The organism is Streptomyces sp. NPDC013317, from assembly GCF_055563155.1.
In genome coordinates this window covers 41,520-57,530 of record NZ_JBVHDX010000013.1, presented here as the reverse complement: position 1 = coordinate 57,530, position 16,011 = coordinate 41,520, and the positions used below count along the sequence as shown (strand labels likewise).

Below are 16,011 nucleotides of genomic sequence, written 5' to 3'. Positions count from 1 at the left end.
GGGCGTTATGACCTATCTGATCACCGGTGGTGCCGGATACATCGGCTCGCACGTGGTCCGCGCCATGACGCAGGCGGGGGAGCGGGTCGTCGTCCTCGACGACCTGTCCACGGGCTACGCGGCCCGGGTTCCGGAGGGCGTACCCCTGGTGGTCGGTTCGACCCTGGACCGTGACGTGCTCGACCGGACCATCGCCGAGCACGGTGTCACGGGCGTGGTCCACCTCGCCGCGAAGAAGCAGGTCGGCGAGTCCGTCGAGCAGCCGCTCCACTACTACCGCGAGAACGTGCTGGGCCTCACCGTCCTCCTCGAGGCCGTGGCCGCCGGCGGCGTGCGCAACTTCCTCTTCTCCTCCTCGGCCGCCGTCTACGGCATGCCCGACGTCGACCTCGTCACCGAGGAGACGCCCTGCCTGCCGCTGAGCCCGTACGGCGAGACCAAGCTCGCCGGCGAGTGGCTGGTCCGCGCGGCCGGCAAGGCCCACGGCATCTCGACCGCCTGCCTGCGCTACTTCAACGTGGCGGGCGCCGCGACCCCCGAGCTGGCCGACACCGGTGTGTTCAACCTGGTCCCGATGGTCTTCGAGCGGCTCGACGCCGGTGAGGCCCCGCGGATCTTCGGCGACGACTACGCGACTCCGGACGGCACCTGTGTCCGCGACTACATCCACGTCGAGGACCTGGCCGACGCGCACCTCGTGGCCGCGCGGAAGCTCGCCGAGTGGGCCGCCGCCGGCGAGCCGCGCGATCTGACGGTCAACATCGGCCGCGGCGAAGGCGTCTCCGTCACCGAGATGATCGACCTGATCAACGAGATCACCGGCCACTCCGGCGCCCCGCTCGTCACCCCGCGCCGCCCCGGCGACCCGGCCCGCGTCGTCGCCTCCGCCGACCGCATCGCGGCGGAGCTCGGCTGGAAGGCCCGCCACGACGTCCGCGACATGATCGACTCCGCCTGGGCGGGCTGGGTCGCCCGCCGGGGCGCCTCCGCCTGATCCGGCGCCGACACCCGATACGAAGGGAGGACCGCCGGTCACCGGCGGTCCTCCCTTCCGTCGTCGAGGGCCCCTCTTCGTCGTCGAGTGCTCCTCGCGTCTCCGGCCCCGCGTCTCCTAGCGGTCCAGCAGCGCGAAGAGGTACTCCCAGCGCGCCACGATCTCGTCCGTCGAATACCGCTGGATGTCGACGCGGGCCCGCTCGCCCATCCGGTCGCGCAGCTCCTTGTCGGAGATCAGCTCGTCCAGCCTGCGCGCGAGCTCACCCGTGTTGCCGGGCGGTACCACCAGTCCGTTCTCACCGTGCTCGATGATCTCGCGGACCCCCGGGGCCACGTCGAAGGCGACACAGGGCACGCCCGTCGCCATCGCCTCCATCAGGGTGAGGGGCAGGCCTTCGCCCCGCGAGGAGAGCGCGAAGAGCGAGGCGCCGCGCAGGGCGCCCGGCACGTCGTCCGTACGTCCCATCCACGCGACGGAGCCGGCCAGCCCGAGCCGTTCCGACTGCGCCTTCAGCGCGGCCTCCTCGTCGCCGGAGCCGTAGATCCGCAGGACCCAGTCCGGATGCCGGGGCGCGACCTCGGACCAGGCGTCCAGGAGCAGGTCGACGCCCTTCTCCTCGTGCAGCCGGGCGATGCCGACGACCGCCTTGGCGGTGCGCGGGGAGGGCTCGTCGGGGAAGAACGGCAGTGGGTTCGGCATGGCGCCGACGTGGTCGAAGCGCTGGCGGATCCACAGGTCCGCGTCCTCGCGCGTCAGCGTCAGCATCCGGTCGACGTCCTGGTAGTACCGCTTGACCCGCTGGAAGCGCGACGAGGCACGGCACGTCTGGAAGGACTCGTGGCTCATGCCGATCACCCGCAGCCCCGTGGTGTCCGCGAGGGCCACCCACTCCATCGCCCAGACCTGCGTCACGACGACGAAGGAGCCCGGGCGCACCGCACGCAGGATCTCCGTGAGCTTGGCCGCCTCCCTGCGCATGCCCGACGCGCGCGAGGCCCTGCGCCGCCGCTCGACCAGGTCGAGCCTGCCCCTCACGCCACGACGAGGCTTCAGGACCGGCGGATGGGCGTCGTACAGCGTCGTCGTCCGGTAGGGCAGATCGTCCCCGAGGTCCGCCCGCCGCTCCTCGGGCGCGGGGACGATGCCGACCACATGGACCGCGTGGCCGCGCTCGCTGAAGAGCCGGGCCATCTGGTGCGACCAGCTGGTGATGCCGCCGACCTCGTCGACACTGTTGGAGACGAGGACGATGTCCCTGGTGGTCGTCCCGGTCGCTGTCTGCATCGTGTCGGTCATCGACGGCTCCACCCGGAGAAGAACTTGCTGACGATTCGCCGCGCGGCGTCGCCCTGGTCGTACTCGCCGAACTCGGCCACGAAGCGCTTGCGCGCGTCGCAGTACTCCCGGCCCTCGGACTCGAGGTTCCGCAGCGAGGCGTACAGCTCGTCCTCCGTGCGCAGGACCGGTCCCGGCGCGTGCTCCAGCAGGTCGAAGTACGTCCCGCGATCCTCGTGGACGTACGCCTCGTAGTCGTACGTGAAGAAGAGCATCGGCCGGTCGAGCAGCGCGTAGTCGAACATCACGGAGGAGTAGTCCGTGATCAGCGCGTCGGCGAGCTCCATCAGCGGCATCACGTCGTGCACGGAGGAGACGTCGACGACCTTGCCCTCCACGTCGGGCGGCAGCACCACGTGGTTGAAGTAGTGGGCCCGCACCAGCAGCACGTAGCGGTCGCCGAACTCCTCGGCGAAGCGCTCCACGTCGAACGGGAGCGCGAAGCGGCCGGCCTTGCCCGTGGTGCGGAAGGTCGGCGCGTACAGCAGCACCGTCCTGTCCGCGGGGATGCCGAGCTTCTCGGCGAGCGGGCCGCGCACCCGGCGACCCGCCTCCTCCTCGCGCCGCCGGGCCCGGACCAGCACGTCGTTGCGCGGGTACCCGGAGCGCAGCAGCGTGCGGTCCTCCAGCCGGAAGGCCTTGGCGAGCGTGCGTACGTCGTGCTCCGACCGGACCAGGAAGTGGTCGAAGCGGTCGAGGTGGGTCTGCTGGGCCTCCTGCTGCTGCCGGGTCTGCGCCTTGAGCAGCGGCTGGTCGAACCCCATCTTCTTGAGCGCCGAGCCGTGCCAGGTCTGGATGTACGTCGTCTCGGGCCGTTTGGCCAGCTTCAGCGGATAGCTCTGGTTGTCGATCCAGAACTCGGCACGGGCCAGCGCCTTGAGGTACGGCAGCGACCAGCGGCGTACGAGCTGGACGCCCTCGGGGAAGTCCTGGGGCGTTCCGGCGTACGACCAGACCGCGTGGAAGTCCAGGCCCTGGCGGCGCATCTCCTCGTAGATCGCGCGGGGGCTGTCGCTGTACTGCTTGCCCAGCTGGCTCTCGAAGACGACCGTCCGCTTCCTCACGGGCAGTCGGCTGTACACCTCGTGGTACAGGCGCAGCTTCGTCTCGCCGGAGGTGAGGGTCTTGCGCAGCGCCTTGGCCCGGCGCAGGCCGGACTTGGCGAGCTGCCCCGGCTTCCCCCGCAGGCCGCGCTGGACGAACTCCTCGATCCGGTCGCTGTCGCCCTTGGACGAGACGAGCCGGAAGGCGAGATGGCCCTTGGCGGTGGGGTGGGGCTCCATGCGGTCGCCCACCAGGCGGGTCAGCCGTGGTGTGACCGGGAGCGCACCGCCGCCCAGGTCGTGCCGGTCGACGGTGAGCCGGGTCCGGGTGGGCACGCCGTTGGCCCGGAGGACGACGCGGACGTCCCACACCGGGTCGATGACGCCGAGGGGGCGGAGCGTCGAGCCGATGTCGGCCTCGGTCTCCCAGTGGACCGTCTCGCCGTCGTGGCGGAGCGAGGTGACGGGGAAGAGGTACGTCCGCAGGCTGCGGCGGCGGGCACGGAACTCCAGCTGGGCGGTGAGGGTGTCCCCGGGCGCCACGATCCCCAGCGGGTTGGTGATCCGGCCGGCGAGGCGTGCGGTGCCGCCGGACTCCGTGTAGGAGGTGAGTTCGTTGCGCAGGAACAGCTTTCCGATCGGCTTCTGGTGGTAGCCGAGCTCGGTCACGTCGAGCACCTCGCGGCCGAACGGGTCGTCGAGGTGCTCGGCGCACCAGTAGACCCGGCCGTCGCGCCGGGCGAGCGGTGAGGAGACCTTGTCGCGGTGGATCAGCGTGTCCACGGCGGGCAGCAGGTTCTCCCAGTCGCCCTGCTCCAGGAGGTACGCGCAGATCGCCTGGATCTTTGCGGCCCTGGCGTACGCCTCGCGGTCGAGGCCCTGGAGGTACGGCCGGGTCAGCTCGGCGAACTCGCGGCGGTAGGCCTCGTCCCGGAACGGAAGATCACGCAGATGGAGGACGAGGTCGTGCTTGAGGAACTTGACGTCCTTGGCGGCCCGGAGCTCCTCCAGGCCGTGCCGGTCGAGGAGCGCGTCGATCCGGCGGTGGATCTCCAGCCGGTGGCGGTAGTTCACCATCTCGTGGCGGCTGTTGGTGACCGACTTGACCTCGGCCTGCTCGTAGACGTGCCAGAAGTAGACCTGGTTGGGGATGAGGGTGATCTTCTTCGCCGCGAGGTAGGCGTCGGCGACGAACATGAGGTCCTCGTAGAACATCCCCTTGGGGAAGCGGAGTCCGTTGTCGAGGAGGAAGCCGCGGCGGTAGCACTTGTTCGTGGAGAGCGTGTCCCAGACGAACAGGTCGGGCAGTTCGGTGACGGACTCCAGGGTGCGGGTGGCCGAGTAGAGCCATGGGTACCACTCGTTGCGCTTCTCGTGCGCGGTGTCCTTGGTGAGGCGTACGCACAGGCCCGAGACGATGTCGGCGCCGGTCTCCTCGGCGGCCGCGACCATGTTGCGGCAGGCGTTGCGCTCCAGGACGTCGTCGCTGTCCAGGAACATCACGTACCGGCCTCGCGCGTGTCCGATGCCGACGTTGCGCGGCTCTCCGCCCGCGCCGCTGTTCTCCGGCAGCCGGTAGGCCCGGACCCGCTCCGGCTGGGCGGCTGCCAGCTCCTGGGCGACCTCGAAGGTGCGGTCCCCGCTGCAGTCGTCGACGATCACGACCTCGACGCTCCGCAGTGTCTGGTCCAACACCGATCGCACGGCCGTCGGGAGACGTTCCGCGTCGTTGTAGGCGATGACGATCACTGAGACGTCAGGCACTGGCACCTCGATCCATTTTCGTGCGCAGGCCGCCTCGACGGCACCTCGCGTTCACTTTCCGACGGTCCGATGGGGTGGGAGGCGTCCGGGTGGGGGTCCGCGCCTGGATGACGGGGCGCTCCGCGATCGGATTCGTCGATTTTTAAGGGGCAACCCTATCGGCTCCGTCCTCTTCCAAGAGAAGTGTGCGCATCGGGTCATAACCTGTTTGTGCATAAATGGACGAGGGAAAGTGACGGGCCGTTCGAATGTCGACCAGGAGTTCGGAATTCAGGGATGTCCGCCGTGCTGAATCCGTCGCTTGAGCAGGGCGCCGGCCGGCGAGGAGACGATTCCTCTCCAGGGCTGACACGGACCGGACCGGCGCTCTCCGGAGACCTCAGGGCGCGGCGGACCGCGCCCTGGTTCGCCGCCGTGACCGCCATGGCGGCGTACTGCCTCGCCATGGCCGTGCACGGCACCTATCCCTTCGGCGGCAGATCCCGCGCGGTGAACGACCTCGGCAATCAGTTCGTGCCGTTCCACGCGCACCTCCGGGACCTGATGCACGGCGAAGCCCCCGGCGACCTCTTCTTCAATTGGGCCAGCGGATACGGCACGCCCTTTCTCGCCGACTTCTTCACCTATCTGATGAACCCGTTCTCGTGGCTGGTCGGGATCTTCCCGCGGCACAGTGTCGAGTTCCCCGTCTTTCTGGTGACGCTGTTCAGCGTCGGTCTCGCCGCCGCGCTCATGACCGTCTTTCTCGGCCGGCTCCACGAGGGAAGTCCCTGGCTGCGCGCCCTGCTCTCGGTCGGATTCGGACTGAGCGCCTGGATGGTCTCGGACGGATTCTCCGACCCCATGTGGATGTGGGGGCTCGTCGCCCTCCCGCTCCTCGGCATCGCCTACGACTGGTGCTTGCGCCGCCGCCGCTGGGTGACCGGCGCGCTCCTCGTGACCGTCTGCTGGGCCGGCAACTTCTACACCGCCGCGATGGCCACCATCGGCATGGCCCTGGTCCTGCTGGTACGGGTGCTGCTGGACGGGCGGCCCGCGGCGGAGCGGCTGCGCGTGGTCGCGCGGGCCGCCTCCATGACCGGCGCCGGGATCCTGCTCGCCGCGCCCGTGCTGACCGTCGGCCTCAAGGCCAGCAAGCTCTCCCAGCCCGCCCCCGAGGCCGTCTACCAGGGCCCGCCCGCGCCCCTCGACTACCTGGCGCACCTGATCCCGGGCGGTCTCGTCGGGAGGGTGCCGCACATCTCCGTCGGCATGCTCGCCCTGCTCCTCGTCGCCACCTACCCCTTCGTCCGCCGCGCGCCGGGCCGGGAGCGGGTCGCCTGGCTCGCCCTGGTCGCGCTGATGGCCGGCTCCCTGGTCTGGAAGCCCACGATCCTGCTCTGGCACGGACTGGCCATGCCCAACGGCAGCCCCTACCGCGCCTCGATCGCCCTCACGGCCGTGCTGGTCTGCGTGGCCTGGCTGGCGCTCGCCCGGCGACCCCGCCTTCCCGAACTGCTCCGCGGCGGCGCCCTGGTGCTCGTTCTGGTCCTGAGCGTGGGCACCACCGCGTACATGACGACGGGGCCCTGGATCCTCGCCGCGGGCGGCCTCGTCCTCCTCGGTCTGCTCCTCGCGCTGGACCGCTTCCGAGGCGACCGCCGTGTGCGCCGCGGCCTCACGGTGGCCCTGGCCGGGGCCGTCTTCCTCTCCTCCTCGTACACGGTCCTGTCCACGACCCGGATCCGCGACGCCGTCGAGTGGTGGAAGCCCAAGCGCACCTTCGACAGCCAGGCGCTCGCCGCGTACGGGCAGTTGAAGGCGGCGGACGCGTGGCCCGCGAGCCGTACCGACCCCGGCCCGCACTCGTTCGCCTCCAACGACCCGATGCTGCTCGCCGGGCAGGGCGGCGGCTACTACAGCAGCTACCTCCCGGCGGTCACCGCCGACGCCCTGCACCGGCTCGGCGCCGGCTGGTACATCCAGGGGCGCCATACGCGGAGCTTCGACGACCCGGTCGGCCGCGCCGTCTTGGGCGTGAGCACCTACCTCGAACCGGACGCCGGACCCGACGGCTTCGTCCGGCGCTCGGCCCTCGCCCCGCCCGTCGTCACCCTGCGACCCGCCGGCACGCCCCTCGACGGGACCGTCCGCGACGTCTCGCTCTTCTCCCGCCAGGAACGGGTGCTGGGCGCGCGCCTCTACGAGGTGCCCACGCTCGCCCGCGGCGGCGGTGGCCCCCGGCCGGTCCCGGGTCACGGCTGGCCGCTCGGCGCGGACGGAGCGGAAGCGGCCGGGACGACCTTCACCGCCCGCTGTGCCCCCGGCTCGGAGGCGTACTGGTACGCCCCCTGGCTGCGCGGCCGGGTCGACGCCCTCGGCACGACCCTCCGGCCCGCCGGCAAGTACCCCATGACCAGCAACCCGCTGCACCGGCTCGGGACCGTCCCCGCCGACGGCCGGGTCGCGGTCAGGGTCCGTTCGGCGCAGCGCCAGTACATCCCGGAGAGCCCCGTCGGCTGCCTCGACCGCGCCGCGCTCGACCGGACCGTGCGGCAGTTGCGCGCCACCGGCCCCGGCCGCGTGGACTCCTCCGGCCACGGCATCGGCGCCGCCTTCGCGCCCGGTACGACAGGGACCGCGGTCCTCTCCGTGCCCGCCGTGCCCGGCTGGCTGTGCGCCGTCGACGGCGGCCCGGCGCGTGTGCCGCGCACGCTCGGTGGCCTGATCGCCGTGGAACTCGGCGACGGCGCCTCGCGGCTCGCCTGTTCCTACCGCACCCCCGGGCTGCGACTCGGGCTCGCGGCGAGCGGTGCGGCCGCGGCGCTGCTGCTCGCCGTGACCGCCGCCCACCTGCTCCGTACCCGCACCGCCGGTTCGTCTCGTACCGACCACCCGTCCCGCAGATCGCGCTCGTCGTTCAGGAGCCAACGTCCATGATCAAGTTGTCCGTCGTTGTCCCCTGCTACAACGAGGAAGCGGTGATCGACCAGTTCGACGCCCGCATCCGTGAGGTGCTGGGCGCCCTGCCCGTCACGTACGAGATCTGCTACGTCGACGACGGCAGCGGGGACGGCACCTTCCTCCGGCTGCGCGCCATCGCGGCCGAGTTCGAGAAGGAGACCCGCTACGTCTCCTTCAGCCGGAACTTCGGCAAGGAGGCCGCCATGCTCGCCGGGCTCCGCGAGGCCACCGGAGACGCCGTCGTGATCATGGACGCGGACCTCCAGCACCCGCCGGAGCTCATCCGGCGGATGCTCGAACTCCACGAGCTGGGTCACGAGCAGATCATCGCCCGGCGCACCCGCGAGGGCGACAAGAAGCTCCGCAGCGCCCTGAGCCGGCTCTACTACCGCGGTGTCAACAAGTGGATCGACGTCGAACTGACCGACGGCGTCGGCGACTTCCGCCTGCTCTCCCGCGCGGCCGTGGACGCGCTGCTGTCGCTCCCCGAGTACAACCGCTTCTCCAAGGGGCTCTTCTCCTGGATCGGCTTCGACACCGTCACCTTCGACTACCAGAACGCCGCGCGCGAGGCGGGCGAGACGAAGTGGAAGTTCAGCTCCCTGCTCAACTACGGCATGGACGGGCTGATCTCCTTCAACAACCGTCCCCTGCGCATCGCCATCTGGCTCGGCCTCACGCTCACCGGTCTCGCCGCGCTGTACGCGATCTGGATCGTCGTGGCCGCCCTGACCCAGGGCGTCAGCGCCCCGGGTTACGTCACCCTGGTCGCGATCATCGTCGGGCTCGGCGGCGTACAGATGATCATGCTGGGACTCATCGGCGAGTACATCGGCCGGATCTACTACGAGACCAAGCGCCGGCCGCACTTCCTCGTCAAGGAGACCGACCGCTCCACGAGGCGCCGCCCCGTCACCGGCAGTGCCTACGCCGCGGGCCGCCGCGACGGCAGCCGCACCCGCGTCGCGGCCACCGAACGGGAGATGTGATGCGCGGTCAGCTCGGACAGATCGTCCGCTTCGGCGTGGTGGGCGGAATCAACACGGGGACGTTCTACGGCTGCTACCTGCTGTTGCACCCCTGGATGCCGTACTTCGCCGCGTACTCCCTCGCCTTCGTGCTCAGCATGGTCGGCTCGTTCTTCCTGAACACCTACTTCACCTACCGCACCCGCCCCACCTGGAAGAAGTTCGCGCTCTTCCCGCTCACCAACCTCACCAACTACCTGGTGCAGAGCGTCGGCCTGTACGCCCTGGTGACGTGGGCCGGGATGGACGACCGGATCGCGCCGCTGGTCGCGGCCGTGGTCGCCATCCCGTTCACCTACCTGCTGGCGAAGAAGATCCTCGTGCCCGGGGGACGGAAGGCACAGGCGGACGCCGCGGGCCCCGCCGGTGACGCGGGCGTGGAGTCGGACTCCGTCGCCAGCCCGTGACGACGGGCCGGGCCGCCGTTCCACTCGGCGGAATGGACGGGCGCCGTCCGTCCCCGCTCGCGTAGATTGCCTGGCAGACATCCGGATGAGGGCTACGCAGGTGACGGCGGTACAGGTGACAGAGGCAAGGCAGTTCGTGACGGAAGCCCGCAGGATCGTCGTCAAGGTCGGCTCCTCCTCGCTCACCACCGCCTCCGGCGGCCTGGACGCCGACCGGGTGGACGCCCTCGTCGACGTCCTCGCCACGGTCCGCAGCGGCGGCGAGAAGGAGATCGTGCTGGTCTCCTCCGGTGCCATCGCCGCCGGTCTCGCCCCGCTCGGCCTCACCCGCCGGCCCAAGGACCTCGCCCGCCAGCAGGCCGCCGCCAGCGTCGGCCAGGGCCTGCTCGTCGCCCGCTACACCGCCTCCTTCGCCCGCTACGGCGTACGCGTCGGGCAGGTGCTGCTCACCACCGACGACACCAGTCGGCGCGCGCACTACCGCAACGCCTACCGGACCCTCGACCAGCTCCTCGCCATGGGCGCCCTGCCGGTCGTCAACGAGAACGACACCGTCGCCACGGACGAGATCCGCTTCGGCGACAACGACCGGCTCGCCGCCCTCGTCGCCCATCTCGTCCGCGCCGACCTGCTCGTCCTGCTCTCGGACGTCGACGGGCTCTACGACGGCGACCCCGCCAAGCCGGGCTCCGCGCGGATCGCTGAGGTGGCGGGCCCCGATGACATCGCGCACGTCGAGATCGGCTCCGCCGGAAAGGCGGGGGTCGGCACCGGCGGCATGGTCACCAAGGTCGAGGCCGCCCGGATCGCCGCCGCCGCCGGCATCCCCGTCGTCCTCACCTCCGCCGTCCGCGCCGCCGACGCCCTCTCCGGCCGCGACACCGGTACGTACTTCCACCGCACCGGCCGCCGCTCCGCCGACCGGCTGCTCTGGCTCGCCCACGCCTCCACCCCGCAGGGCCACCTGACCCTGGACGAGGGTGCGGTACGGGCCGTCGTCGAGGGCAAGAAGTCGCTCCTCGCGGCCGGAATCGCCTCCGTGGAGGGGGAGTTCGTGGCCGGCGACCCGGTCGAACTGCGCGACACCGACGGCCGCGCCGTCGCCCGCGGCCTCGTCAACTTCGACGCCAAGGAGATCCCCCGGATGCTCGGCCGCTCCACGCCCGAGCTCGCCAGGGAGCTCGGCCCGGAGTACGAGCGGGAGGTCGTCCACCGCGACGATCTGGTCGTCGTCCGCCCCTGACGGGCAGCTGCGTGAGAGCCGTGTGGAGAAACGGCCGAAAGACCGGCCATCCGGTAGGGACCTTTACCAAAACCGCCCCGGACGCCGCCTCGGGCTGGTCAACTTTGTCTTGGGGACAAGACAAGGGCGGGGTACAGCACCACACGCATCAATCAGGAGGCCGCCGGTGAGACGAGCGCGCCCAGGGGCACCGCCCCGCGGGACTGCCGAACGCGCCCTGACCAGTGTCGAGGCCGGAGCCGACTTCGACGAGGGACAGGACACCGACACAGCTGGGACACGCGTCGAGGAGCGACCGGTGGTCGCCTCGAAGCTCTGGCACATCACCCTCAGCGTCTCGGGCGCCGAGGCCCCGCTGAAGGAGGTCAGGCGCGGCCTCGAACAGCTGGCCCACGACCATCCCTTCCTGCTGACCAGCCGCTATGCCAATGATCACGCCGAGATCCGGTACTGGGAAGAGGCCCGTGACCTGCACGATGCCGCCGCGGTCGCGCTGCGGCTGTGGGGCGAGCACCGGCAGAGCGCCAAACTGCCGCCCTGGGAGATCGTCGGCCTCGAGGTCATCGACCGCGAGACCTACCACCAGCGCATCGCCGAGGGCTACGGCCCCCCGCCGGCCGCCCCGGTGGGCGTCCACCCGTACTGAGACCGGCGTCCCCGCGGCCCACGCGGCCACCGAGACGGCCGTCTCGCAGTGCGGGATACGGACGGCATTCGTGAGGGATGTCCGCAGAGGTGCCAGTACCCTGCGGGCATGACCTCGCTCACGCCCCTCGACAACCTGTCCCCGGTCGCCCGGGCCGCCTACCGCGCCCGCGCCGCCGCCGCCGAAATCGCGCCACTTCCGCGCGCGGCCAAGGACGACGCCCTGCTGGCGATCGCGGACGCCCTCGAGGTCCGCACCGCCGAGATCGTCGAGGCGAACGCCGAGGACATCGCCCGTGCCCGGGAGGCCGGCACCAGCGAGTCGATCATCGACCGGCTCACCCTCACCCCGGAGCGGGTCCGAGCCATCGCCGCCGACGTGCGCGACGTCGCCGCCCTGCCCGACCCGGTCGGCGAGGTCGTCCGCGGCTCGACCCTCCCCAACGGCATCGACCTGCGCCAGGTCCGCGTCCCCCTCGGTGTCGTCGGCATCATCTACGAGGCCCGTCCCAACGTGACCGTGGACGCGGCGGCCCTCTGCCTCAAGGCCGGAAACGCCGTCCTCCTGCGCGGCTCGTCCTCCGCCTACTCCTCCAACACCGCCCTGGTGAAGGTCCTGCGCGACGCCGTCGGCGGCGCGGGACTGTCCGCCGACGCCGTCCAGCTCGTCCCCGGCGAGTCCCGCGACTCGGTACGGGAGCTGATGCGCGCCCGCGGCCTGGTCGACGTCCTCATCCCGCGCGGCGGCGCCTCCCTGATCCGTACCGTCGTCGAGGAGTCCACCGTCCCGGTCATCGAGACCGGCACCGGAAACTGCCACGTCTACGTGGACGCCCAGGCCGACCTCGACATGGCCGTCGACATCCTGATCAACTCCAAGGCGCAGCGCCCCAGCGTCTGCAACGCCGCCGAGACCCTCCTCGTCCACCGGGACATCGCGGACGCCTTCCTGCCCCGCGCCCTGGCCGCCCTGGCCGACGCCGGGGTCACCGTCCACGCCGACGAGCGGGTCCTCGCCCAGGCCGAGGGCTCCAAGGCCACCGTCGTCCCCGCGACCCCGGAGGACTGGGAGACCGAGTACCTCTCCTACGACATCGCCGCCGCCGTCGTCGACTCCCTCGACAAGGCCGTCGAACACATCCGGCTCTGGTCCTCCGGCCACACCGAGGCGATCGTCACCACCTCGCAGGCCGCCGCCCGCCGCTTCACCCAGCTGGTCGACTCCACGACGGTCGCCGTCAACGCGTCCACCCGATTCACCGACGGGAGCCAGTTCGGCTTCGGCGCCGAGATCGGCATCTCGACCCAGAAACTCCACGCCCGTGGGCCCATGGGCCTGCCCGAGCTGACCTCGACGAAGTACATCGTCACCGGCGACGGCCACACGCGCTGACCTCCGAATCCCCCGATCGGCCCCGCCTCCGCGGGGCGATCGGGGAGCCGGACGGGCGGGGATAGTTCGCACTCTCCCTGCCCAAAACCACCTCCCAGGTCTACTCTGAAAAACGTGCCGGACGACGTGGGGGGCAAGCCGTTCCCGGACGGCAGGGACCCTGAGAACGCTGACGACCGCGGGGGCGCGGACGACTTCGCCACCGTGGTGTTCGACGAGGACTTCGTACGGGCCGCCGAGGTCCATGAGCCGACCGCCGTGGAGCGCCTGCTCGCGGCCGCCCAGGCGCGCGCCGAGGCGGAGGCCGCCCGTGCCCGGGCCGGCGGCGGACCGGGCGACGACGATCTCTACGAGGACGGCTACGACCTCTCGGACCCCCTCGGGGGCCACTACGGCCACGCGTACGACCCGGACGACCCCGACGACGACTCCGGTCCCTACGGCCCCCACGGCGGCGCCCTGCGCCCCTACCGGGGCAGCGCCCGCTGGCACCGGCCCGTCGCCTGGGTGCTCGCCCTCGTGATGGGTGTCGGCATGGTCGCCCTCGCCTTCACCGCGGTCTACCGAGGCGCCTCCGCCAACCGGCAGGACCAGGTCCCCGCACCCGCCACCACCGGCATCGACAAGCCGCGGGTGAACCCTCCGGCGGTCACCGCGCCCTCGGCCTCCGCCGAGTACTCCGCGCCCCCCGCCCCCGCCCCCGCCGTCCCCCGGACGCCCTGAACCCTCCGGTCCGCGCTTCGGGAGCATGTGCCCTGGTGGTCGGGGGTTTCGTCGGAATTCTTCGGAACTTGTCGTGTACCTGGGCGTTTACCCGAGCCCCGTCCGACCTACTCTGAAGGTATGGCAGGGCGTGGCGACCCGCCTGAGGGGCCGGTTCCCGACCCCGGCGGTGGTGAGGACGAGTACCGATCCGTCGTCTTCGACGAGTCGTTCGTCCGCGCTGCCCGGCTCCAGGAGTTCTCCGCCGAGGAGCGGATGGGCGAGCACTCCCAGGCCGTGCGCTCCCGCCCCACGTGGAGGGAGGCCAGAAGCGGCTCCCGCCAGGCCCTCATGCTGATCCTGCTGATCCTCCTCGCGTTCGGTACGGCCATCTACCTCGGCGTCCGCAACCCCTATCAGCCCCCCGTCGACCAGCGGGCGGAACCGCTGCGGATCACCATGGTCCCGCTCGCCCCGCAGAGCCCCGTGCCGGGCGGCGAGCCCGCGCAGCTGTTCGCCCACAGCCCCGCCGCCGAGTACCGCACGGGCGCCGCCGGCATCAACCTCCCGGCGACGGGACGCACGACGCACTTCTCGGAGAGCCAGGTCGTGGCAGCCCTGACGATCGCCAAGGACTACCTCGTGGCCTCCTCACTGGACCCCGAGGTCCTGAAGGGCGCGACGGTCCGGCCCGCCCGGCTGCTCCTGGACCCCGACCAGCTGGCGCAGTTCGACCAGAGCGTCGAGGCCCCGCTCGACGACGGCCGCCACGCGGTCGCCGGCTGGCTGGTGCGGTTCGACCCCGCAGAGGTCGCCCTGGCGTCCCCCGGCATCCGCGTCCAGGGCACCCTCCGCTTCGCGGAGACGGCGACCGACATGCTGGAGGTCACCTCGGACCACACCTTCACCTACGCCCTGCGCCCCGCGGCCTCGGGCGCCGGGCCCGTGAGCGAGGCGTCGCTCTTCACCGTGCACCGCGAGACGCACTTCCGCTTCGACCGTGAAGACCTGCGGATGCACCGGGCCGAACTGCTGGCCAGCACCGTCCAGGCCGGTCCGCAGGCCTGCGTCACCGACCCGTCCGGCACGCTGCACCCGCTGCTCGCCGGCGAGCGGGCCCCGGATCCCGGCGGGGCGGCCGTCACCGACCCGTACGCCACAGGCCGCCCGGCCGTCTCCTCGCTCTGCGGGACTCTCGCCCCGAGCGCTCAGCCCTCCTTCTGACCGCCCTCGGCGCCACCGCCGTCGCCCGCGCCGCCCGCGTCGCCGTCCGTGCCCGGGGCTCCGCCGCCGAACCGGTTGCGCAGCTTCCCGCCCAGGTCGTTCGCCAGGTCGCCCGCGCCGCCGGCTATGTCACCGACCAACTTCATCAGCGGATCCTTGCTGGTGCGCACCGATTCGGCGTAGTGCCCGGCCGATTCCCGGAAGGAGTCGGTCACCGAGGTGTCCTTGTCCTCCGACCGCCGCGGGTAGTGCCCGTCCATGATCCGCTGGTAGTCCCGGGTCTCGGACCACTTCTTCAGCTCGGCCGCCCGGACCGTGGTGAAGGGGTGCGTGCGCGGGAGCACGTTGAGGATCTTCAGGACGGAGTCGCGCAGGTCGCCGCCCTTCTCGTACTCGTCGGCCTGGGCGAGGAACGCGTCCACGTTCATCTCGTGCAGGTGGTTGCCGCCGGCGATCTTCATCAGACCGCGCATCGACGCCTGGAGGTCCTGACCGGCCAGGAGGCCCGCGCGGTCCGCGGACAGCTCGGACTTGCGGAACCACTCCCGCAGCGCCGTCACGATCGCCATGATCGCCACGTTCCCCAGCGGGATCCAGGCGACCTTGACCGCCAGGCTGGTGAGGAACAGCAGGATCGTGCGGTACACGGAGTGACCGGAGAGGGCGTGGCCCACCTCGTGGCCGACGACCGCCCGCATCTCCTCCTCGTCGAGCAGCTCCACGAGGCCCGTGGTGACCACGATGATCGGCTCGTCCAGGCCGATGCACATCGCGTTCGGCTTCGGGTCCTGCGTGACGTACATCGGCGGGACCTTCTCCAGGTCCAGGATGTAACACGCGTCCCGCAGCATGTCGTTGAGGTGCGCGAACTGGGCGTCGCTCACCCGCACGGAGTCGGAGAGGAAGAGCAGTCGCAGGCTGCGCTCGGGCAGCAGCGCGCTGAGGGCCTTGAAGACCGTGTCGAAGCCGGTGAGCTTGCGCAGGGCCACGAGCGCCGAGCGGTCCGCGGGGTGCTCGTAGGCGCGTGAGGAGATGCCGGGGAAGCGCCTGCGCTGCCTGCTCGGCACGTTCCCCCGGTCGTTGTCGGACTTCTCGGTCATGGATGCCCCCTGTTCGTACGAGACCTGGCTCGTCCCCCTGACGCGTCCCAGCCTAGGCGCTGGGGTCCATCGCCACCGGAGCCTGTGGATAACTCGGGCACGGTGGGCCGCGACGGGGTACGACAGCCGGGACAACGACTGAGTCGGCGTGAGCGTGCCCGGACGGCCCGCATACGATGTCCGCGAA

General features: G+C 71.3%; 12 protein-coding genes. 9 read left to right on the top strand and 3 right to left on the bottom strand.

Going from position 1 to position 16,011, the window contains the following annotated elements; translation table 11 throughout:
• Nucleotides 1-7 precede the first annotated feature (7 nt).
• The gene (gene galE, locus ACZ3IJ_RS28675; protein ID WP_467472767.1) at nt 8-994 is read left to right on the top strand and encodes a UDP-glucose 4-epimerase GalE; all 987 of its coding nucleotides are present in this window, start codon (nt 8-10) and stop codon (nt 992-994) included.
• A gap of 117 nt (nt 995-1,111) precedes the next feature.
• Here the strand turns inward: galE and ACZ3IJ_RS28670 are convergent, their stop codons facing one another.
• Complete coding sequence (locus tag ACZ3IJ_RS28670; protein ID WP_467472942.1) at nt 1,112-2,281, bottom strand: glycosyltransferase; 1,170 nt, start codon at nt 2,279-2,281, stop codon at nt 1,112-1,114.
• A gap of 8 nt (nt 2,282-2,289) precedes the next feature.
• Nucleotides 2,290-5,139 (bottom strand): bifunctional glycosyltransferase/CDP-glycerol:glycerophosphate glycerophosphotransferase, encoded by a 2,850-nt coding sequence (locus ACZ3IJ_RS28665; protein ID WP_467472764.1) that lies wholly within the window; start codon nt 5,137-5,139, stop codon nt 2,290-2,292.
• 423 nt (nt 5,140-5,562) lie between these two features.
• On the opposite strand from ACZ3IJ_RS28665, the gene ACZ3IJ_RS28660 reads away from it, so the two are divergent.
• The 8 genes from ACZ3IJ_RS28660 (at nt 5,563) to ACZ3IJ_RS28625 (ending at nt 14,724) form a co-directional block, all read left to right on the top strand.
• The gene (locus ACZ3IJ_RS28660; RefSeq protein ID WP_467472941.1) at nt 5,563-8,058 is read left to right on the top strand and encodes a YfhO family protein; all 2,496 of its coding nucleotides are present in this window, start codon (nt 5,563-5,565) and stop codon (nt 8,056-8,058) included.
• Complete coding sequence (locus ACZ3IJ_RS28655) at nt 8,055-9,071, top strand: glycosyltransferase family 2 protein (RefSeq protein WP_467472762.1); 1,017 nt, start codon at nt 8,055-8,057, stop codon at nt 9,069-9,071. Before ACZ3IJ_RS28660 ends, ACZ3IJ_RS28655 begins: the two co-directional genes overlap by 4 nt.
• Entirely contained in the window at nt 9,071-9,517 is a 447-nt protein-coding gene (locus tag ACZ3IJ_RS28650) for a GtrA family protein (protein WP_467472759.1), read from the top strand. The genes ACZ3IJ_RS28655 and ACZ3IJ_RS28650 overlap by 1 nt, the downstream gene beginning before the upstream one ends.
• A gap of 115 nt (nt 9,518-9,632) precedes the next feature.
• A complete protein-coding gene (gene proB / locus ACZ3IJ_RS28645; protein ID WP_467472757.1) occupies nt 9,633-10,760 on the top strand; it encodes a glutamate 5-kinase in 1,128 nt (375 codons plus the stop codon).
• Nucleotides 10,761-10,926: 166 nt separating this feature from the next.
• Entirely contained in the window at nt 10,927-11,406 is a 480-nt protein-coding gene (locus tag ACZ3IJ_RS28640) for a hypothetical protein (RefSeq protein ID WP_352187868.1), read from the top strand.
• A 108-nt stretch (nt 11,407-11,514) separates the two neighbouring features.
• On the top strand, nt 11,515-12,798 hold the full coding sequence (locus ACZ3IJ_RS28635) for a glutamate-5-semialdehyde dehydrogenase (protein ID WP_467472754.1): 1,284 nt from the start codon (nt 11,515-11,517) through the stop codon (nt 12,796-12,798).
• 114 nt (nt 12,799-12,912) lie between these two features.
• Nucleotides 12,913-13,521: an SCO2584 family spore wall biosynthesis protein gene (locus ACZ3IJ_RS28630; protein ID WP_467472752.1), complete on the top strand. Its 609-nt coding sequence runs from the start codon at nt 12,913-12,915 to the stop codon at nt 13,519-13,521.
• A gap of 120 nt (nt 13,522-13,641) precedes the next feature.
• On the top strand, nt 13,642-14,724 hold the full coding sequence (locus ACZ3IJ_RS28625) for an SCO2583 family membrane protein (RefSeq protein ID WP_467472751.1): 1,083 nt from the start codon (nt 13,642-13,644) through the stop codon (nt 14,722-14,724).
• On the opposite strand, the gene ACZ3IJ_RS28620 is transcribed toward ACZ3IJ_RS28625, so the two are convergent.
• On the bottom strand, nt 14,709-15,824 hold the full coding sequence (locus tag ACZ3IJ_RS28620; protein WP_467472749.1) for a M48 family metallopeptidase: 1,116 nt from the start codon (nt 15,822-15,824) through the stop codon (nt 14,709-14,711). The two genes, ACZ3IJ_RS28625 and ACZ3IJ_RS28620, sit on opposite strands and share 16 nt — an antisense overlap.
• Between the last annotated feature and the right edge of the window lie 187 nt (nt 15,825-16,011).